Origin of the sequence: Parageobacillus thermoglucosidasius (assembly GCF_001295365.1) — a bacterium.
Classification (GTDB): Bacteria; Bacillota; Bacilli; order Bacillales; family Anoxybacillaceae; genus Parageobacillus; species Parageobacillus thermoglucosidasius.
On the sequence record NZ_CP012712.1, the window covers coordinates 1,382,434 to 1,403,196 of the forward strand.

Genomic DNA, 20,763 nt, shown 5'->3' on the forward strand with positions numbered 1-20,763 from the left:
CATTCGTTTTGCAAAACAATTGCCAAAAATCGATGTTGTTGCAGTGTGGTGGAAAAAAGGATAAAATTTTTAGACAAATAAAAATAATATGAATGGAAAAGAGTAGGAGGAGAAGCGGTGGAAACGACGTGGACAGAAACAACTTCATCATCATTTCGCCAAGGTGTGCAAGCAGGAGTAACCATTGCGATCGGCTATATGCCCATCGCCCTTACGTTTGGCTTGCTTGCAAAAACGACGGGATTAACACTTGTCGAAACGACTATGATGAGCGCGGTTGTGTATGCCGGAGCAGCGCAATATATCGCGTTAAATTTGTTTGCCGTCGGCACGGGAGCATTTGAAATTGTGCTGACAACGTTTATTTTAAACATTCGCCATTTTCTTATGTCCGCTTCGTTAAATGAAAAAGCGGAACCGGATGCGCTTTGGAAAAAAGCGCTTTATGCGTTCGGCATTACCGATGAAACGTTTTCCGTTGCGGCAATGAAAGAAGGCACGGTTAACGCGTCTTACATGTTCGGGCTCGGTTTGATGGCATACGGAAGCTGGGTCGTGAGTTCGGCGATCGGATATATCGTTGGCGCAAACTTGCCAAAAAGCTTGCAGGAAAGCATGTCCGTGGCGCTGTATGCGATGTTTATCGGCCTGCTCGTTCCGGCGCTGAAAAAGCAGCGGAAAACGGTGGTGCTGGCAGGAATGGCGGCAATCATCAATTCCATATGCACGATTTTCTTACATATTTCCAAAGGATGGTCGGTGGTGATTGCAACATTGGCGGCAGCGATCATCATGCAATGGTTTGCGGAAGAAAGCGAGGCGAAACAAGATGAATAACACGATCATTTGGATGATTATCGGCATGGGGCTTGTAACATATATTCCGCGCATGCTTCCGCTTGTCGTGTTTCAGCGCGTCAAGCTGCCGGCGTTTTGGCAAGGCGTCTTGAAAAATGTTCCGTACGCAACATTAGGTGCGCTTATCATTCCGGGAATTTTTTTGATTAATGATGATGTTTGGTTTGGCATTCTTGGATTGATAAGCGCATTTGTATCGGCGTGGCTCGGCGCAAACGTCATCGTCGTCGTTCTTGTGTCTGTGATGGTGTTGAGCGTTTACGCGCTGTTTGTATAAAAATATAAAAAAACGTCCACATTTGGACGTTTTTTACTATGCAAAAAAATGGCGCCGGCAGCTTTGGGATGGGAAAATAGATGGGGCAAGCAATAAAATGAGTGTTTGTTGAATTATTTTAATTCGTCCATAATTGCTGCATAAACTTCCTGTACGTGAAATCGTTGTTTTCCCATGCCGAATTGTTCAATCACGCGCCCGTTCTCATCTAATAAATAAGTTAGCGTCGTATGGATGAGCATGCCGTTTCCGGGATCGCGATATTGGAAATCAAAGGCGTCGGCGACTTTTTTTGTATCTGCTTCACTCCCGCGCAAAAACAGCCATCCTTGCTTGCTGTTGGTCACTCCAAACGTTTTCGCGTACGTTTGGAGTTTTTCGCGGGTATCCCGTTTTGGATCGATCGTAATAGTGATGAATTCGACGTTTTTTCCAAACACATGTTCGCGTTCTAATTTTTCCCGTAATTTTGTCATTTGAAACGTCGTGTTTGGACAGACATCCGGGCAGTTCGTATACATAAATTCCAGCAAGCGAATTTTCGGCTTCTCATCACTGAAGCGATATTCTTCCCCCCAGGCTGTTTCCATGACGACATCTTTAGGCAGTTCCATTTTTGCTTGCCGGTATACGGTGAAATAAAACACTCCGGCGCCAACACAAAGGATAAATAAGATAGTTAACGATAAATACAATTTTTTCACCGTCATCACTCTCCCTATCATTATCATACAGGAAAATAGCCATTTATACGAACGGCATTTGTGACACTTCTTTGGCGCAAGAAGATGCATGTTATGTTGCTTAGGAAAAGCGCGCTGCGGATCGGAGATGGTTTTTATTCGAAGGGAAGCTGTTTTTTATACATGACAGCGATTTTCGAATGAGTTGTATACCGTGAAGAAACGCTTCTGCGAACAAAAATTTTTTGCTGTCTTTTTAAAATTTTAAAAAAACTATTTTCATTTTCGGGATTCTGTTATATAATAACAGCGTACAAAATAATAATGTATTATAACAATAAGGATGGGGGAAGGAAAATGGCAAGTTTTACAGAACGTGTCAAACAGTTGGAAGAAAATTGGAAGGATGAAGAGCGTTGGAGAGGAGTTGTCCGTCCGTATAGTGCGGAAGATGTCATCAAATTGCGTGGCTCTCTGGATATCGAATATACGTTGGCGCGCCGCGGGGCGGAAAAACTTTGGAAGTTGTTAAATACGGAAGATTATGTCAATGCGCTTGGCGCATTAACTGGAAACCAAGCAGTCCAGCAAGTGAAAGCGGGGCTAAAAGCAATTTATTTAAGCGGATGGCAAGTTGCGGCTGATGCTAACCTTGCCGGGCAAATGTATCCGGACCAAAGCTTATATCCATCCAACAGCGTGCCGCATGTAGTGAAACGGATTAATCAAGCGTTGCAACGCGCCGATCAAATTCAATATTTGGAAGGAAGCGGTGATATCGATTATTTCGTGCCGATTGTTGCCGATGCGGAAGCAGGTTTTGGCGGTCAATTAAATGTGTTTGAATTAATGAAAGCGATGATTGAAGCAGGCGCTGCTGGCGTTCACTTTGAAGATCAGCTTTCTTCGGAGAAAAAATGCGGCCACTTAGGCGGAAAAGTGTTGCTTCCGACGCAAACGGCGATACGCAACTTAATTGCGGCGCGTCTTGCGGCGGATGTCATGGGTGTGCCGACAGTGTTAATTGCCCGCACAGACGCGAATGCGGCGAATTTAATTACGAGCGATATTGACCCGCGCGACCATGAATTTATTACTGGTGAACGGACTCCAGAAGGTTTTTACCGCACGAGGGCAGGTCTTGACCAAGCAATTGCCCGCGGCCTAGCGTATGCGCCGTATGCGGATTTAATCTGGTGCGAAACGAGCGAGCCGAACCTTGAAGAAGCGCGACGCTTTGCGGAAGCGATTCATGAAAAATTCCCGGGCAAATTGCTCGCTTACAACTGCTCGCCGTCATTCAATTGGAAGAAAAAATTGGACGACGAAACGATTGCCAACTTCCAAAAAGAACTCGGAAAAATGGGCTACAAATTCCAGTTCGTCACTCTCGCTGGCTTCCATACGCTAAACTACAGCATGTTCGAGTTGGCCCGCGGATACAAAGAACGCGGCATGGCAGCATATGCAGAATTGCAACAGGCGGAATTTGCCGCAGAAAAATACGGCTACACCGCTACAAAACATCAGCGTGAAGTCGGTACTGGTTACTTTGACGAAGTGGCACAAGTGATTTCCGGCGGTGAATCATCGACGATTGCGTTAAAAGGTTCGACAGAAGAAGAACAATTCACCACAGCATAAAGGGGATATGGGGGAGTTTATATAAAAGAGAAGGGGCTGGCCTTAAAGGAATTAACACTTCCTTTGAGAGACCGCCCCTCTTATTTATAGTTCGGCGGCTTGCTAAGGAGAGTCCGCCGGATTTTTTTGTTTCGCGAAGAAGAGAATTTTCTGTTTTTGAAATAAGGAGATGGTTTTTGCGACCACAGGATAATCTATTACATGTGCCGCCAACTCCGGAAGTTTAACTATAACCCGTTTTATTCAAAGCGCCATTATGATCACAGGGGAAGCGGTCGAAAAAAGGCACTTGGCAATATGGCGGAAGACGATGATTGCATAAATTGACGAACATTGATGCATCATAAGCACAGGAGGCGATCAATGATGAAAAAGGAAAACAAAACTCCGATGTTGCAGCCTGAATTCCGAATGAGCACAGATTTTCATTTCCATCCAGCTTTTTTGAACGAGGAAGCGTATGCTGGGGATTCGGTCGGAGAGCATACAGTGCTTGAAGAAGTGAACGAATATTTGGCGGAAGGGGAAATTAAGCAACTATTTGATAATTCCTGATCTAATCGATTTTCATCACAACAAAAAAACGATTATATTTTTTGAAAATATAGAAAAATATAACTATTAATGGTATGATAGAAATGGGTACAATGTATGACGAGAGGAGAGAAAATGGAATGAAAGTAAACGAGTTTATCATCTTGGATCAATTTATTATAAGCCGCTACACCATGGCGGTTTTGCCGCATCACTTGCACGGCAATTCGTATGCTAAAGTTGTGGAAGAAGATGGCGAGTATGTTGTCAAAATGCGGCCGCTTGATATTATTAAACGCAGTTGCGACTATTACGGCGCTAGCTTTCGAGGCAGGAGAGACGGGACGAGAGCTGTCATTGGCGTTACGCATAAAGCCCCGATCGCGATTGAGCCGCTCAATGAAATTTACGTTTTTCCGACGATTTCCCCTAACGATTCCCGCTGCGTATGGATTTCTCACCTTCACGTATATAAATATGAACCCACAAAAAATGACCAGACGATCGTCTATTTCGCCAATGAAAAAAGTCTTTTGCTTGATGTTTCCTATTACTCTTTTATGAATCAGCTTTATCGCACGGCACAGCTGCGGACGAAATTATCAGAGCGGATGGAGGCGAGAGAACGTAAATTGCAATATGTATTTCGCATGGATCGCTCTAATGGATGGCAGCAGCGATAATTTTTAAAAAGCCGCTCTTCCACTCAGTGCATGTTTCAAGCGCAAGCAAAGTGGGAGAGAAGCGGCTTTTTTTATCGAATTCCATTATTTTGATAGTTAGTATATGTGAAGAGTAGTTCAAATTCTTTGTACAAATGTGTAAAATAAATATATAGCATGATGTGAATGGGGAGTATGCATGGACATCGAAACAATCAAACAATGGTTCACTCTTGAAAGCGTGCTATCAGCGTTGGAACAATATCGTTCATTTGGAGTGATTCCAGGCATTGTCGCGACATTATTGGAAGCTTTTCTTCCGATTTTGCCAATGTTTGTATTTGTGATGGCAAACGCAGCGGCATTTGGTTTATGGCAAGGATTTCTTATTTCGTGGTTCGGCGCATGCCTTGGTTCTATTCTTGTTTTTTTAATTACGCGAAAAATCGGACAAAAGCGTTTTTTTCATTTTGTGAGCCGCCACCGAAAAGTGAGAAAGTTTATGCATTGGATTGAGCGTCATGGGTTTGGGCCAGTGTTTTTATTATATTGTTTTCCGTTTACTCCATCGGCAATAATCAATGTTGTTGCCGGATTGTCGCGAATGAGCCTTCAGCAGTTTGCTTTGGCAGTATTATGCGGCAAGATGGTGATGATTTTTACGATTAGCTTTATCGGATACGACATCACTGCGCTGGTGAAACAGCCGTTGCGTACAGTCATGGTAGCGGTCGTGATCGCATTGTTATGGTATGCCGGAAAAAGAATAGAGGCAAGGTTTTCTTTAACGGAAAAACAGCGCGATCGCGAAGATTTATAATGACAGGTGGCGATGGGAAGATGGGCGAAAAGAGACGGCGCAAGTTATTTCTTTTTGGAAGTATACTCACACTTATTTTGATATTGCGCTTTCTTTGCTTCACCAACTATATGGTCGAGGGAAAATCGATGATGCCGACATTGCAGGAAGGAAATTTGCTCATTGTCAATAAACTAAGCTATCAAATCGGCGATATTCATCGCTTTGATGTCATTGTCTTTCACGCCAATAAAAAAGAAGATTATGTGAAGCGTGTGATTGGGCTGCCTGGCGAGCAAATTGAATATAAAAATGATGTGCTGTATATTAACGGAAAGAAAATCGCCGAACCATATTTGCAGCCATATAAACAAAAATGGGGCGGCGGAAAGCTGACAGGAGATTTTACGCTAGAAGAACTTACGGGGAAAAAAAGAGTGCCGAAGGGATGTATCTTTGTCCTTGGCGATAACCGGTTAAGCAGCTGGGACAGCCGGCATTTTGGCTTTGTCAAAATAAGCCAAGTAGTTGGAAAAGTCGATTTGCGCTATTGGCCTGTCCGGCAATTTTCCGTTCGGTTTTAAAAGTATTCATTGTGCGGCATAGCTCGTGAATACTTTTTTTCTTCAAAAACAGTATCGTTTTCTTCTGTATGCGCTCGTGAAATGGAAAATGGGAAGTTAAGCGGGATTTATGCTTTAAAAATACGAACATATGTGCTACAATAAAGGAAATAGAGGAAAATGAAGGTGATGCCGATGTCGCTCCGATTTCTCTTAGGAAGATCCGGAAGCGGAAAAACAACGACATGTCTTAACGAAATTCGCGATAAACTGAAAGAAGATCCGAAAGGGAACCCGATTGTTTATCTTGTTCCGGAACAAATGACGTTTCAATCGGAATATGCATTAATACATACACCAGGATTGGCCGGAATGATGCGGGCGCAGGTGTTTAGCTTTACGCGGTTGGCGTGGCGCGTTTTGCAAGAAACGGGCGGAATGAGCCGGTACCATATTAATGAGATTGGCATGCAGATGATGATTCGGAAAATTGTCGAACATCGGAAGCAACAATTGAAATTATTTGGCCGTGCTGTCGATAAAGCGGGCTTTATTCAACAGCTTCACGATATGATTACAGAATGCAAGCGCTACTGTGTTGCTCCGCAGCATCTTCGCGAACATGTCAAATTCTTGGAAGAACAAGGAAAAAGACCGGCCGAAAAGGTGTTAGCGGATAAGTTAAACGATATATCTATCGTTTATGAGGAGCTTGAGAGAAGCTTATTGAATCATTACATACATTCTGAAGACTATTTGCGATTGCTTGCTGAAAAAATCCCGCACTCCCGCTATTTGCGGAATGCGGAAATTTATATTGACGGGTTTCATCAATTTACGCCGCAGGAGTATATGGTGCTTGAACAGCTGCTTATTCATTGCAAGCGCGTCACTGTTTCATTAACGGTGGATGCCCCGTACGACGATTGGCTGCCAAATGAGCTACATTTATTTTATTTAACTGCGAAAACGTATCATGATATTCGCCAAATGGCGTTGGCAAACGGAATCGCACTGGAAGATGCCATCATTCTCGAAAAAAATATGCGACATCAAGAAGGGGCGCTTGCCCATCTGGAAGCGCATTATCATGCCCGCCCCGCCGTCGCTTTCCCGGAAAAAACGGATTCCATCATCGTATATGAAGCGGCAAACCGCCGCGCGGAAGTCGAAGCGATTGCCCGCGAAATCGTCCGCCTTGTTCGTGACGAAGGATATCGTTACCGCGATATCGCTTTGATTGTCCGCAATACGGAAGATTATCGTGATTTAGTGAAAACCATTTTTTCTGATTTTCATATTCCTTATTTTATGGATGAAAAAGAGTCGATGCACCACCATCCGCTTATTGAGTTGCTGCGGGCCAGCATGGAAATTATAACATCGCGCTGGCGCTACGAATCGGTGTTTCGTGCCATTAAAACCGATTTACTATTTCCAGTGGGAGAAGATACCGCTACGCTGCGCGAAGCGATGGACCGGCTGGAAAACTATGTTCTTGCATACGGGATTAAAGGGGAAAAGTGGACGAATGGCGAACGGTGGACATATCGCCGCTACCAAGCGTTGGAAGGGCTATCCGTCCCGCAAACAGATGAGGAAAAGCAATATGAAGAAAAATTGAATCAATGGCGCGATATGATTGCAGCACCGCTTTCAAAGCTAGAACGCCGCATGCGCAGAGCGAAAGACGGCAGGAGCCTTTGCGAAGCGATTTATTTGTTTTTAGAAGAATTGCAAATTCCTAGAAAGCTAGAGAAAATGAGCAAGGAAGCGGAAGAACAAGGAAGGCTGATGGAAGCGCGGCAGCATGAGCAAGTATGGAATGCGGTGATTGATTTATTCAATCAATATGTCGATATGTTAGGAAGCGAGCCGGTCCCGCTGGCGGAGTTTGCGAAAATTATCGAAACGGGGCTTGACCGCCTTGAGTTTTCGCTCGTTCCGCCTGCGATCGACCAAGTGATTATCGCCCAATTAGACCGCTCGCGGCTTATTGATGTCAAATGCGCGTTTATTGTTGGCGTAAATGAAGGGGTCATCCCGGCGAAAGCGAAAGAAGACGGATTGCTCGCCGAAACGGAACGAGAGATTTTGCAGCAGTTTGGAACGAGAGTCGCGCCGGGGGGAAGAGAACAGCTGTTTTATGAACCGTTTTTCATTTATTTAGCATTAACGTGCCCAAGCGAACGCCTGTATGTGACATATCCGCTGGCAAACGAAGAAGGAAAGGCGCTCTCGCCTTCGCTCATTATTAAGCAGCTTGCCGATTTATTCCCGAATTTACAAAAGCATGTTTGCGGTAATGATCCGCTTGATGCGGAGCATGCGGAACAACAAGCATTTATCACCGTTCCGCGGGCGACGCTGACATATCTTGTGGCGCAGCTGCAAGCATGGAAGCGGCATTATTCGATTGCGCCGCTTTGGTGGGATGTATATAACTTTTACGCAAGCGATCCGCAATGGAGAAAGCAGGCGCGCAAAGCGATTGCCGGGCTGTTTTATACGAATGCGGCAACGCCGCTGAAAAAAGAAATAAGCAAGCGGCTGTACGGAAAAAAAATTCAGGCGAGCGTATCGCGCATGGAGCAGTTTCAAAAATGCCCGTTTTCCCACTTTGTTTCTCATGGATTGCGGCTGAAGGAGCGGGATGTTTTTCGGCTTGATGCTCCTGATATCGGGCAGCTGTTTCACTACGCCCTGAAAATCATTTCCGACCGCCTCCGTGAAGCAAAAATAGATTGGCGCTATTTGTCCAAACAACAATGTGAACAGTTGTCAGCCGAAGCAGTAGAACAAATTGCGCCGCTCATTCAGCAGCAAGTGCTGCTCAGCTCCAATCGTTACCATTATATGAAGCGGAAGCTGCAGAACGTTGTTGCGCGGACGACAAACGTATTAAGTGAGCACGCCAAGGCAAGCGGCTTTGTGCCGATAGGCCTCGAGCTGGAATTTGGGCCAAACGGCGCACTTCCGCCGCTTACGTTCCGCCTTCCGGACGGAACGGTAATGGAGCTTGTCGGACGCATCGATCGCGTTGATAAAGCGGAAAGTTCGAGAGGAGTGCTGCTGCGTGTCATTGACTATAAATCAAGCGCCAAAACGCTCAATTTAGCAGAAGTGTACTATGGTCTGGCGCTGCAAATTCTCACTTACTTAGACATTGTGCTCACATATGCGGAACAGCTGGTCGGCAAAGAAGCTTTTCCGGCCGGAATTCTTTATTTCCATGTGCACAATCCGATTATTAAAAGCGACCAGCTCCTTCATGATGAAAAAGAAGCGGAACGGAAGCTGCTGGAACAATTTAAAATGCGCGGTCTTTTGCTTGGGGATGTGGAAGCAATCCGCTTGATGGACACGCAAATGGAGGAAGGAAAATGGTCGTTGATCGTTCCGGCGCAAATTACGAAAAAAGGGGCGATTCACGCCAAATCTTCTGTCGTCAGCGAGGAGAATTTTTGGCATCTCCGCCGGCACATCCGGCATCTGTTTCAAATGATCGGCATGCAAATTATCGATGGAATCGTTGATGTTGCACCATACAAGCTGAAAGAGCAGACGCCTTGCGAGTTTTGTGCGTTTAAGCCAGTTTGCCAGTTTGACGAATCGTTTCCAAACAATCGCTATCGCCTGTTAGTTCCGCAAGAAAATCATGAAATTGTGCAAAAATTATCGGAAGGGAAGGACTTCGATGAGTAACGTTTTTCGTCCGAAGACGAAGGAAAGTCAGTGGACGGATGAACAATGGAAGGCTATTGTGGCGGATGGACGCGACATTTTAGTAGCAGCAGCGGCGGGATCGGGAAAAACGGCAGTGCTTGTCGAACGGATCATCCAAAAAATTACAGCGAAAGAAGACCCGGTGGATGTCGACAGGCTTCTTGTCGTGACGTTTACAAACGCTTCTGCGTCGGAAATGAAAACGAGAATTGCAGAAGCGATCGAGCGCGAGCTGGACAAACAGCCAAATTCGCTTCATTTGCGGAGACAGCTTAGTCTGTTGAACCGCGCTTCGATTTCCACGATTCACTCGTTTTGTTTGGATGTCGTTCGCAAATATTACTATTTGATCGATATCGATCCCGTATTTCGCATTGCTGATGACACGGAAGCGGAATTGCTGAAAGAAGAAGTGATGGAGGAACTGCTCGAAGAAGAATATGGAAAAGCAGACAACGAGCCGTTTTTTGACATTGTGGACCGCTATACAGGAGATCGGAGCGACGCCGAGCTGCAAGAAATGATTTTAGCCATCCATGAGTTTTCCCAATCTCATCCTGAACCATGCAAATGGCTTGATCAGCTTGTCGCAATGTATGATGTTGATGAAAATGACCGATTGGAGGAAATTCCATATATTTCTTGGATGAAAAGGTATGTAAAGATGGAATTGGATGCGGCGAAACGCCTTGTTTCAAAGGCGCTGCAGCTCGCGAATTTGCCTGGGGGCCCGCTGCCGCGCGCCGAAAATTACCGCGATGATTTGCGGATCATTGCCCATTTGGAAACGTTGTTGGAACGCTCATGGGACGAGCTGTATGAAGCGTTTCAGTCATTATCGCTATCACGTTTAAAATCGTGCCGCGGTGATGAATATGACCCGCAGCTGCTCGAAGAAGCCAATTCATTGCGCGATCAAGCGAAAAAGAAATTAGAATCGTTGCGCGACAATGTGTTTTCGCTCCGACCGGCTACGTGGCTTCACCATATGCGGGAAATGAAACCAATTGTTGAAACGATTGTTCGGCTCGTAAAACGGTTTGCGGAAATGTTTCAAGCGCGTAAACGCGAAAAAGGAATCGTTGATTTTTCCGATTTGGAACATTATTGTTTGCAAATTTTGCGCCATCCTGATTCTGCTGACGGGCAATGGCTTCCATCTGATGCCGCTTTGGATTATCGTGCCCAATTTATCGAAGTGCTTGTCGATGAGTATCAAGATACGAACATGGTGCAAGAAGCGATATTGCAGCTTGTGGCAAAAGGTGGAAATTTGTTTATGGTGGGTGATGTTAAGCAATCCATTTACCGCTTCCGCTTGGCGGAACCGCTGTTATTTTTAAGCAAATACAAACGGTTTACGGCAGACGGCACACACCCGGGAATGAAAATCGATTTGTCCAATAATTTTCGCAGCCGCGCGGAAGTTTTGCACGGCACGAACTTTATTTTTAAGCAAATTATGGGGGAAACAGTCGGGGAGATCGAATATGACGAAACGGCGGAACTAAAATATGGCGCCGTTGACTATCCAGACAGTGAGCATGCTGCGCCAGAGCTGATCGTGATTGACCGGAATAGCGAAGAAGGCGAAGAAAGCGGGGAATTGGACGCAAACGATCTGGCGGCAGCCCAGCTCGAAGCGCGCATGATGGCCAAAAAAATAAAGGAGATCGTCTCTGAGCCGCTGCATGTCTTTGATCGCAAAGCAAAGCGGATGCGCCGCGCCATGTATCGGGACATCGTCATTCTCCTCCGTTCGATGACGGCTGCTCCGCAAATAATGGAAGAATTTCGTGCACAAGGTATTCCGGTGTATGCGGATTTGTCTTCCGGATATTTTCAGGCGACAGAAATAGCTGTCATGCTGTCGTTATTAAAGGTGATCGATAATCCATATCAAGATATCCCGCTTGCGTCGGTTTTGCGTTCTCCCATTGTCGGCTTAAACGAAAATGAGTTAGCGCTGATCCGCATTCATGAGAAAAAAGGCACGTTTTATGAGGCGATGATGTCATTTTTACATAAAGCGGCGGATAACAAGGAAGAGGAAATGCTGCAGCAAAAATTGCGCCTTTTTTACGAACAGCTGCATCAATGGCGGACGATGGCGCGGCAGCGTTCATTGGCGGATGTGATTTGGCAGCTCTATCGGGATACGCACTTTTATGATTTTGTCGGCGGTTTGCCAGGCGGAAAGCAGCGCCAGGCGAATTTGCGCGCGCTTTATGACCGGGCGCGTCAATATGAAGCGACGTCATTTCGCGGGCTGTTCCGCTTTTTGCGGTTTATCGAGCGCCTGCAAGAACGCGGCGATGATTTAGGAGCAGCGCGTGCGCTTGGCGAACAAGAAGATGTTGTTCGCATTATGACGATACATAGCAGCAAAGGGCTTGAATTTCCGATCGTCTTTGTCACTGGTTTGGCGCGTCCGTTTAACACAAGGGATTTATATGGATCGTATTTGCTTGATAAAGAACTCGGTTTTGCGGCGCGTTTTGTTGATCCGAAGCTGCGCATCAGCTATCCGACATTGCCGCAAATCGCGATCAGGCAGAAAAAACGGCTCGATTATTTGGCAGAAGAAATGCGAATTTTATACGTCGCGCTAACGAGGGCGAAAGAGAAGCTATACTTAGTTGCGGCGGTGAAAGATGCGCAAAAGGAAATAGACAAATGGAAAAGCACTGCGGCCGAAGAAGAGTGGCTTTTGCCGGATGATGTCCGCGCTGCGGCGCGTTGTTATTTAGACTGGATCGGAAGGGCGCTCATCCGCCACCGCGACGGGCAACGCTTAGGCGACTTGTCCCATGTTTGCCGAGAAGTCGCTTCCCATCCATCCGTTTGGCGCATAACGATAGTTCCGGCTAGAGAACTGCATGACGCCAACCAAGAAACAGAGCGGTTGGATGAACAAATCGCCACTGCTCTGAAGCGGGGAGAGCGTGTTCCAACAGGGGGATATGCAGAAGAAGTGCAGCGTCTCCTTTCATGGAAGTATGCATATGAGAAAGAAACGCTTGTCCGCGCGAAGCAGGCGGTCTCCGAATTAAAACGGCACCGTGAAATTTTCGGGGAAAACGCGGATATAATGCTGCTTCATTCATTTTCCACGCCGCTGTTTGAACGGCCTATGTTTATGAGAGAAAAAACATTGACACCAGCGGAAAAAGGAACAGCGATGCACATCGTGATGCGGCATGTTGATTTGACAGTGCCGATTACGGAAGAAGCGGTTCGCGAGCAAATAGCGAAATTAGTGCAAATGGAGCTGTTAACGCACGAGCAGGCGGAAGCGGTTAACGTTTCGAGTATTGTTGCATTTTTCGATACGGAAATCGGCAAGCGCCTCCGCACTGCTAGCGAAGTTCACCGGGAAATACCGTTTAGCTTGGCGCTGCCGGCAAAAGAAGTGTACGGAGATGGAGTTGGCAAAGAAGGAAACATTCTCGTCCAAGGTGTCATTGACTGTTTGTTTGCCGACGAAAAAGGGCTTGTATTAATCGACTTTAAAACCGATGCAGTAAACAGGTTCGCAGGAGGGTGGCGCGAAGCAAAACAGGTGATGCTCTCCCGTTATCAAACACAAATGCAATTATATCGCCGCGCTGTGGAACAAATTTGGAAAATGAATGTGGATGAATGTTATTTATATTTATTTGATGGCTCTCATCTTCTTCCGATTTAAGGAAAAACGGAAAAGATGGAGCCCCCTTCCTAATATTTTTCAATGAGAAAGGAACGAGGCGTATGCGCATTTTACATACAGCCGACTGGCATTTAGGAAGAACGCTGGAAGGGAGAAGCCGGCTGCCGGAACAGGAGCAATTTATCGATGAACTTGCCGACATCGTCGAAAAAGAAAAAATTGATGTCGTGCTTATGGCGGGAGATGTGTTCGATTCTGTCAACCCGCCGGCGGCAGCTGAGCAATTGTTTTATGAAAGTCTCGCCCGCCTTTCCGATAAAGGAAAACGGCCCGTCGCCGTTATTGCCGGCAACCATGATCATCCTGAGCGGATTAGCGCTGCCGCGAAATTAGTAGCCGATTATGGAATCCTTTTGATCGGCTGGCCGGATACGGCGGTCTACCGCATCGAAGTGCCGGCGCGAAACGAAGCGATGATGCTCGCTCCGCTCCCGTATCCTTCGGAATCCCGTTTAGCGGAGCTGCTGTCCAAAGAACATTCGGAAATTTCTTTGCGCGACCGATACGACGAGCGGATTCGCCATTTGTTTGCGACGATGGCTGCTTCGTTTTCGGAAAAGACGGTAAACGTAGCCATGAGCCATATTTATGTCGCGGGGGGAAGCACATCCGATTCAGAGCGGCCGATTGAGGTCGGAGGCGCCTACACGGTGTCTGCCGCTAGTTTGCCAAAACAAGCCCAGTATGTCGCGCTCGGCCATTTGCATCGGCCGCAAGATGTTAAACGAGCGGAGACAGCGGCGCGCTATTCCGGCTCCCCGCTTGCCTATAGCTTTTCCGAAGCAGGATACGCCAAATCGGTTACGATTGTCGATGTAAAACCAGGGGAAACGGCGGCGGTTTCCGAAATTCCGTTGTCGTCTGGCAAACCGCTAGTAAGATGGCGGGCGACAGAAGGGATTGCCCAAGTATATCGCTGGTGCGAGGAAGGAAAAGACGCATCTGCATGGATCGATTTAGAAATTCACCTTTCACAGCCGTTATCGATGGAAGAAATTTACCGGTTGCGCAAGCTTCATTCTGGTTTTGTTCATATTCGTCCAGTCTTTCCAGAAAAAGAAGAGCATATCGAGAGTGACAGACGAGAGCAATTATCATTGGAAGAGATGTTCCGCCGTTTTTATGAACGCCAAACAGGCGGCGGCAAAGCGGATGACGAGCTTGTCCGCTTGTTTTTAGAATTAGTGACGGAACAGGAAGAAGAGGGGGAGACGGAAGAGTGAAGCCGATTTCGTTAACGATAGCTGGTTTGCACAGTTTCCGCGAAAAACAAACGATTGATTTCCAATCGCTGTGCGAAGGCGGCGTTTTCGGTATTTTCGGTCCAACAGGAAGCGGAAAATCAACGATTTTAGACGCGATGACACTTGCGCTATTTGGCAGTGTGGAGCGCGCGCCAAACAATACGCATGGGATTATGAATCATGCGGAAAACGAGCTGTTCGTTTCTTTTACGTTTGAGTTAGAAAACGCTTCATGCACGAAGCGCTATACGGTGGAGCGCAGCTTTAAACGCGGCGATGAATGGCGGTTAAAAAGCGGCATATGCCGGCTGATCGAAGTTGGCGCCGAAAATGTGGTGCTGGCGGATAAATCGACAGAAGTCAATAAAGCAGTAGAGCAATTGCTTGGTTTGACAATGAAAGATTTTACGCGCGCTGTTGTGTTGCCGCAAGGAAAATTCGCAGAATTTTTGTCATTGAAGGGCGCCGAACGCCGGCAGATGCTGCAGCGCCTTTTTCATTTAGAGCCGTATGGCGATAAGCTGAACAAAAAATTAAAAGAGAAACTTGCCGCCATTACTAGCGAGTTAAATGAAGTGATCGCTGAGAAGACGGGGTTAGGAGACGCCTCGAAAGAAGCGGTCGAGCGGGCCAAACAAGAATTGGACATGTTCCGGGAGTTATTACAAAAGTGGAAAGCAGAATTGCATGATATGGAAAGAAAAATCGAACGAAATAAGCAATTATGGGCATGGCAAACGGAAAAAAAGGAACTCGAAGCGGAACTGGCGCGCCTTTCCGCGGAAGAACCGCATATTCGCGCATTGGAAAATAAAAAAGAACGCGCGGAACAAGCGGAACGAATGTGGCCATATCTTGAGCGGTATGAGGAAGCGCGCCGATTTGTTGCCAATGCGCAGCAAAAACAGCACGAATTGCGGCAAAAGCTCGCCCAGGCCGCAGCGCTGCATGAAAAAGCGATGCGCCATTATGAGCATATTCGCCAAGAAAAAGCCGCTTCCGAGCCTCGCTTGTTGGCAAAAAAAGAACAGTTAACCCAAGCGAAACAGTTGGCGGCGCAAATCCGTTCCCTTGAAGCGGAACTAAATGAAATGGAAAAACAAATCCGCGAGGTAGAAGGAGAAGAACGGAAAAAACGCGAGCTGTGGCAGGAAGCGGCCGCATTATATGAACGCGGGATCGAAAAACAACAGATGCTGAAAACAGAATTGCAAAAGCATTTAGCTTCTATAGAGCAGAAGGAAGTGATTGAACAGGCATATGATGAAAAACAACAAATCGAAAGAATAGCAGATGCGCTCCAACATATTCAGCAGCGGTTGGCGCAAAAACAGCAAGCGCAGCAGCAAGCAAGCGAAGAAGCGGAAAAACGGAAACGGCAAGCCGAAACGGCAAACGAAAAATTGCGCCTTTTATTTCAAAAGATAGAAAAAATCTATCATTCTGTTTGTGAGCGGCAATGGCAGCTTGAAAAACTCATCTATCGGTATGAGCAACATTTGGAACAAGAACGGGAAAAAACGGAACAGGCGAAAACTGCGGAGATGGCAGCAGTGCTTGCCAAACAGCTTCGCCAAGGAGAACCATGCCCTGTTTGCGGGTCATGCGAGCATCCGAATCCGTATGTATATGAGCACCATGACAGCGGCAGCGACGAAAAGATCGCCATGTTTGAACAGCAAGTAAAACATGGGCAATCTTATATGCAAATGCTGCATGCGCTAAAAGCACAGCTGGAGCAGATGGCGCAATTTATTGGGAATGAGTGGACGTTTCAACGGTTGGACGTAAGTAAATGGAAAGTAGAAGAAGATATCGATATTGCCGTGGAAGTGAAGGCGCTCCAGCAAGATTGTTTACAGTTAAAAGAAGCCGTTCAGCAGGCGCTGCAAAAATGGCGCGATGCCGAATCGGCGCAACAAGCGATCGAACAAGAAATGAGATTGCTTGAGAAAGATATACGAGAGCTGCAAACGGAATGGCAGATTCGTTTGCGCGAATACAACCAATTACAAGCAAGCTGGCGCGAAAAATATGCCGACTTTTCTTTTACCGAGATCGAAGTGATCCGCGACCAAATGCGGAGACGCGAAGAAACCGTCCGACAGTTGCAAAAACGGATTGATGACAGCATCCCGTTTCTCGACAAAAAATTAAGCGAAAAAGAACAATTGGCCCAGCAATTGCAGGAGATAGAAACAGAAAAAGTCCGCCTCGTTTCGCTGCACAAAGCTAAACAGCAGCAGATCGACAGCTATAAACAACAATTGTTAGAAAAAGCAGGAACGGTACAAATGGAAGAGCAACTTCTGCACATCGAGCAGCAGTTGCTTCATTTAAAAAGCGGGGAAGAACAAGCCTATCAACGATGGCTGCAGGCGCAAAAACAGTATCAAACGTTGGATGCAGAGGCGAAAGCGATACAGCAGTCATTGGAAGAAGGAAAAGCGCAGTATGAAGAAGCGAGATCGCGTTGGCTGCGGGAATTGGAAAAAACGGCGTTTGCCGATGAAAACGAAGTGAAAGAAGCAAAGGCAGCAGAGGAAAAACGGTCCGAGTGGGAGCAGCAAATCAACGATTATTGGCAGAAAGTGCAACATGCCCAGCACCGCCTTGAGCAGCTTGCTGAAGCGATGGGCGGCGAAACGATTAACCAACAACAATGGGAACAATTGCAGGCTGTGTACGAAGAAGTGAAACAACAGGTAGACGGCACGATGCAGCAAGTTGGCGCCGCGCAAAATAAAGTGGAAGAATTGACGGAAAAACATAAACGTTTTGTAGAATTAGAGAAAAAACAGCAAGAGCTGACCGCTCTTGCGGACCGTTATAAACATTTGCAGTCGATTTTAAAAGGCAACAGCTTTGTCGAATTTTTGGCGGAAGAACAGCTCATTCAAGTGACGAGAATGGCTTCCGAGCGGTTAAGCTCGTTGACGAGACAGCGCTATTCGCTGGAAATCGACTCGCAAGGAGGCTTTCTCATTCGCGATGATGCCAATGGCGGGGTTAAGCGGCCAGTGACCACATTATCAGGCGGGGAAACGTTTTTAACGTCATTGTCGCTTGCCTTGGCGCTGTCGGCGCAAATTCAGCTACGCGGGGAATATCCGCTTCGATTTTTCTTTTTGGATGAAGGATTTGGCACATTGGATGCGGAGCTTCTTGATACGGTTATTTCTGCACTGGAAAAACTTCATTCGCAGCGGCTGTCTGTCGGAGTAATCAGCCATGTGCAAGAAATCCGCGCCCGCTTGCCGAAACGGCTTATTGTTGAGCCGGCGGAGCCGGCTGGGCGGGGAACGAGAGTCAGGTTAGAAGTGATGTAGCTTTTACAAAATAAAATGCAAAGCTGCCGTTTCCTGAAAGGGAGCGGCGGCTTTGCTAATTGTTTGCAGCCACGTTGCTGTCAAACACGTCAGAGTCAAATGTGTTTGTTAAATTGATGCCATTGTTGGTAATGATAAAATCTCCCGTATTGAATCCCCCTGAACCAGTCATTGTTTTGGTTGCTACTTTTGGAGCGATATAAAGGCAATCTCCCATTTGCACAACCGCTCCGCTGCTGACATTATTAATTTTTATAGGTCCGACGACAGAAGGCATTATTCTCCATCCCTTGTTATTGGTGAAGTTGTTTGGGTATTTCTCATAGAAGATGCTGAAGCATTCGGAGCAAGCTGGCGGATATGTTTAATTCTTGCTTCCGCATCAACGGTAGATGTGGAACCGATATGCACCACGCCAGCAGTGGAAACCGCTAGTATACGAATGGAACGGACGGAGATAACAGGCGATTGCTGGAGTGTTTGCAGCGAAATGTTGCGGCGGCCTGATTGCAATTTCGGAATTGTTTTTGTAAAAACAGGAAAAATGCTTTCCCCTTCGTTTCCAAAAAATAGCTCATATTGCCGCTGAACAGCAAGAACGCGAGCACGGGAGGTGATTTTCTGTGAGTCTCCAATCTGCAAAACAGAACTGAAAAGGATCGCTTCCCCATGAAAGAATTGGACGATCGATGTTCGCTTCATCCTTGCCCCCCTCTTTGGATAAGCGGAACGAAAGGTCCGATGATTAATGATTCCGGAGGAGTGTCAAAAGCGGACGCGATATTAATGACATCCGCATCGCCGATTAAAAAAACGGCGGAACTTGTGACAGCGATTAAATGAATATCGCCAATATGAACATCCCGGTTGATCACAGTATAATTCATCATTCTCCTCCTTGCTTTGGCAAATGTTTTAGGAAAAGGTCGATCGATTGTTCAATATCCATTTTTACTTTTTGGAAAATTTCGTTAACGACGGCCTCCTCTTTATCCGATGTAGGAACATATCCATTATTCATTTTTTGATGCAAATAAAAACGAATTCGTTCATCTACTTGCCGGGCGATGTCTTGCAAAATAAAATGCCGGTATGTGTCATCAAGGCGGTGCGCGTATTGTGTTTCGAATTTTTTTATAGTTTCTTTTGCTTCCTTTTCTAAATAAGCGTGAACTTTTTCCTGAATGTTGCGGAATAAGACGGGTTCCGGCTTCGGAACAACCGTTTTTCCTGGTTGAACGGCAAAATCTTCAATAGTGCTGCCAACACCGTTAGGAGTAATGCCAATATTTAATGTTCCTTCCAATGTTTCTACTTTTAATTGGTCAAATTTATATTCGATTCGTTCAATATTGGTGCGCGGTTGCTGTTCCAGTTCTTTTAACTGCTTTTCTAGGAGGAGAAGCCGCTGCTCTAATGCCTGTATTTTTTTTGTTTGCCATGACAAATAGCGCTGTAACTTTGCCAAATAATCATATAGGGACATAATTGTGAACCCATCCTCTCCAATGGCCCTCTTATTTCAGTATATGGACGACCAGTTGTTGTCAGCACCATTTTCCTGATTTTCTAGCGGCCTGCTGAATGAAGCGGGACGAGAGGACCGACTATTTCTTCTGCAAGCGGAGCGGTAGCGATTGCCTCAGGAGCCTGTTCGGTGTATCCTCCGGTATTCATTAATGTGGAAAGTGCTTGGATGCTGCCTGCACTGCCGATTTGCAGCACGGATGAGTTCGTGACAGAGCCAATTTTCAATTGGTAAATGCATATACTTTGATTAATGTAAAAATTCAATTTCTTCTCCTCCTTTAAACGTTGGCTACTACATTTTCATCGGCGATATCCGCGTCATTAGTATTTGTATTGCTATAATAGTTGTAAATATGCAGACCATCTCCCGTGTTAAAAGAGCCGGCGCCGGCAAAGGTTTTGGCAACGCTTTGGGGCGAAATCGCAAACACGTCTCCAATATGAAATACGCCGCTGCTTGAGATGCTATTTAATTTGACGACTCCGACAAATGCTGGCATAAGAAATGCACCTTTCTCTCGTTCTTACGATAGTGTATGGGCACGGCGGCCAAAAGGTGAGCACTTTAATTATTTGCGGTAGTATTGGAATCAGCGACATCCGGATCGCTGGTGTTTGTGAAGCTGGTGAACGTGTTTGTTTGTAGAAAATCACCATTATTGTTGCCGCCAGAGCCGGTATTTGATTTAAGCGTACTTTTTGGAGCAATTTGTAATACGTCTCCAAAATTCACCGTTCCGTCTCCGCTCACATGGGTAATTTTGATTGGGCCACTGATAAATGACGGCATACGTTTCCTCCTTTAAGTGATATGTTTATTGTTAATGTATGAAAAAAAGAGAAAACGGTTAAACGTGCGATGGATGTCCAGACGAATCGATTTTTTTGTCATAGGATGGTAATAATAAAACGATAAAGGGGAATGGATATGCCGGCGACGATTATCGGAGGAATTAAAGTAACGAGTGTAAGCGGAAACGGGACAGTAAATATGGGCGATGTGCTGCAAATCGCTCCAAAAAGCACAACGAAAGCAAACTCAGGAGCAGGTGGAGGGAATACAGGCGATTTTTTGCTGACAAACACATTTTGCAATGTCACCAATACGTTTGATCCTGATATAAAAGATTCGGGAGTACGCGGAAATAATTAGGATGGTCGCAATGAAAAAAGACCATCTTTTTTCTTTTTATACGTATAGTGTA

At 46.0% G+C, this 20,763-nt stretch carries 20 protein-coding genes; 12 read left to right on the top strand and 8 right to left on the bottom strand.

Features of this window, described 5'->3' with window-relative positions; genetic code table 11:
* Window positions 1–117 precede the first annotated feature (117 nt).
* Complete coding sequence (locus AOT13_RS06865) at window positions 118–837, top strand: AzlC family ABC transporter permease (RefSeq protein WP_042383679.1); 720 nt, start codon at window positions 118–120, stop codon at window positions 835–837.
* Window positions 830–1,135 carry an AzlD domain-containing protein gene (locus tag AOT13_RS06870; protein ID WP_003252508.1) on the top strand — a complete coding sequence of 102 codons (306 nt, stop codon included), beginning with the start codon at window positions 830–832 and terminating at the stop codon, window positions 1,133–1,135. Before AOT13_RS06865 ends, AOT13_RS06870 begins: the two co-directional genes overlap by 8 nt.
* Before the next feature lie 113 nt (window positions 1,136–1,248).
* Here the strand turns inward: AOT13_RS06870 and AOT13_RS06875 are convergent, their stop codons facing one another.
* Window positions 1,249–1,839: an SCO family protein gene (locus AOT13_RS06875; protein ID WP_042383725.1), complete on the bottom strand. Its 591-nt coding sequence runs from the start codon at window positions 1,837–1,839 to the stop codon at window positions 1,249–1,251.
* Window positions 1,840–2,175: 336 nt separating this feature from the next.
* On the opposite strand from AOT13_RS06875, the gene aceA reads away from it, so the two are divergent.
* From aceA to AOT13_RS06920, 9 genes are all read left to right on the top strand, one after another.
* The gene (gene aceA, locus AOT13_RS06880; protein ID WP_042383676.1) at window positions 2,176–3,462 is read left to right on the top strand and encodes an isocitrate lyase; all 1,287 of its coding nucleotides are present in this window, start codon (window positions 2,176–2,178) and stop codon (window positions 3,460–3,462) included.
* Window positions 3,463–3,825: 363 nt separating this feature from the next.
* Window positions 3,826–4,017 (top strand): hypothetical protein, encoded by a 192-nt coding sequence (locus AOT13_RS06885; protein ID WP_042383674.1) that lies wholly within the window; start codon window positions 3,826–3,828, stop codon window positions 4,015–4,017.
* A gap of 119 nt (window positions 4,018–4,136) precedes the next feature.
* On the top strand, window positions 4,137–4,679 hold the full coding sequence (locus AOT13_RS06890; protein WP_003252500.1) for a competence protein ComK: 543 nt from the start codon (window positions 4,137–4,139) through the stop codon (window positions 4,677–4,679).
* A 178-nt stretch (window positions 4,680–4,857) separates the two neighbouring features.
* Window positions 4,858–5,478 carry a TVP38/TMEM64 family protein gene (locus tag AOT13_RS06895; protein ID WP_013877352.1) on the top strand — a complete coding sequence of 207 codons (621 nt, stop codon included), beginning with the start codon at window positions 4,858–4,860 and terminating at the stop codon, window positions 5,476–5,478.
* A 20-nt stretch (window positions 5,479–5,498) separates the two neighbouring features.
* Window positions 5,499–6,041, top strand: coding sequence for a signal peptidase I (gene lepB, locus AOT13_RS06900; RefSeq protein WP_003252496.1), 543 nt, complete (start codon window positions 5,499–5,501; stop codon window positions 6,039–6,041).
* 174 nt (window positions 6,042–6,215) lie between these two features.
* On the top strand, window positions 6,216–9,725 hold the full coding sequence (gene addB, locus AOT13_RS06905; RefSeq protein WP_279612802.1) for a helicase-exonuclease AddAB subunit AddB: 3,510 nt from the start codon (window positions 6,216–6,218) through the stop codon (window positions 9,723–9,725).
* Entirely contained in the window at window positions 9,718–13,434 is a 3,717-nt protein-coding gene (gene addA, locus AOT13_RS06910; protein WP_042383669.1) for a helicase-exonuclease AddAB subunit AddA, read from the top strand. The genes addB and addA overlap by 8 nt, the downstream gene beginning before the upstream one ends.
* A gap of 62 nt (window positions 13,435–13,496) precedes the next feature.
* Window positions 13,497–14,678, top strand: coding sequence for an exonuclease SbcCD subunit D (locus AOT13_RS06915; RefSeq protein WP_003252490.1), 1,182 nt, complete (start codon window positions 13,497–13,499; stop codon window positions 14,676–14,678).
* Complete coding sequence (locus tag AOT13_RS06920) at window positions 14,675–18,028, top strand: AAA family ATPase (protein ID WP_013401492.1); 3,354 nt, start codon at window positions 14,675–14,677, stop codon at window positions 18,026–18,028. Before AOT13_RS06915 ends, AOT13_RS06920 begins: the two co-directional genes overlap by 4 nt.
* A 55-nt stretch (window positions 18,029–18,083) precedes the next feature.
* Here AOT13_RS06920 and AOT13_RS06925 read toward each other — a convergent pair whose 3' ends face one another.
* From AOT13_RS06925 to AOT13_RS06955, 7 genes are all read right to left on the bottom strand, one after another.
* Window positions 18,084–18,305 carry a spore germination protein gene (locus tag AOT13_RS06925; protein ID WP_003252487.1) on the bottom strand — a complete coding sequence of 74 codons (222 nt, stop codon included), beginning with the start codon at window positions 18,303–18,305 and terminating at the stop codon, window positions 18,084–18,086.
* Window positions 18,305–18,730 carry a spore germination protein GerPE gene (locus tag AOT13_RS06930; protein WP_003252485.1) on the bottom strand — a complete coding sequence of 142 codons (426 nt, stop codon included), beginning with the start codon at window positions 18,728–18,730 and terminating at the stop codon, window positions 18,305–18,307. The genes AOT13_RS06925 and AOT13_RS06930 overlap by 1 nt, the downstream gene beginning before the upstream one ends.
* Entirely contained in the window at window positions 18,727–18,915 is a 189-nt protein-coding gene (locus AOT13_RS06935; RefSeq protein WP_003252483.1) for a hypothetical protein, read from the bottom strand. The genes AOT13_RS06930 and AOT13_RS06935 overlap by 4 nt, the downstream gene beginning before the upstream one ends.
* Window positions 18,915–19,514 carry a spore germination protein GerPC gene (gerPC, locus tag AOT13_RS06940; RefSeq protein ID WP_003252482.1) on the bottom strand — a complete coding sequence of 200 codons (600 nt, stop codon included), beginning with the start codon at window positions 19,512–19,514 and terminating at the stop codon, window positions 18,915–18,917. The genes AOT13_RS06935 and gerPC overlap by 1 nt, the downstream gene beginning before the upstream one ends.
* An 83-nt stretch (window positions 19,515–19,597) precedes the next feature.
* A complete protein-coding gene (locus AOT13_RS06945; RefSeq protein WP_042383666.1) occupies window positions 19,598–19,822 on the bottom strand; it encodes a spore germination protein GerPB in 225 nt (74 codons plus the stop codon).
* A 14-nt stretch (window positions 19,823–19,836) separates the two neighbouring features.
* Window positions 19,837–20,058, bottom strand: coding sequence for a spore germination protein (locus AOT13_RS06950; RefSeq protein WP_003252478.1), 222 nt, complete (start codon window positions 20,056–20,058; stop codon window positions 19,837–19,839).
* A 65-nt stretch (window positions 20,059–20,123) separates the two neighbouring features.
* Complete coding sequence (locus AOT13_RS06955) at window positions 20,124–20,348, bottom strand: spore germination protein (protein WP_013401491.1); 225 nt, start codon at window positions 20,346–20,348, stop codon at window positions 20,124–20,126.
* A gap of 138 nt (window positions 20,349–20,486) precedes the next feature.
* Here AOT13_RS06955 and AOT13_RS06960 point away from each other — a divergent pair, with 138 nt between their 5' ends.
* Window positions 20,487–20,711, top strand: coding sequence for a spore germination protein (locus AOT13_RS06960; protein WP_003252476.1), 225 nt, complete (start codon window positions 20,487–20,489; stop codon window positions 20,709–20,711).
* The last annotated feature ends 52 nt before the right edge of the window (window positions 20,712–20,763 follow it).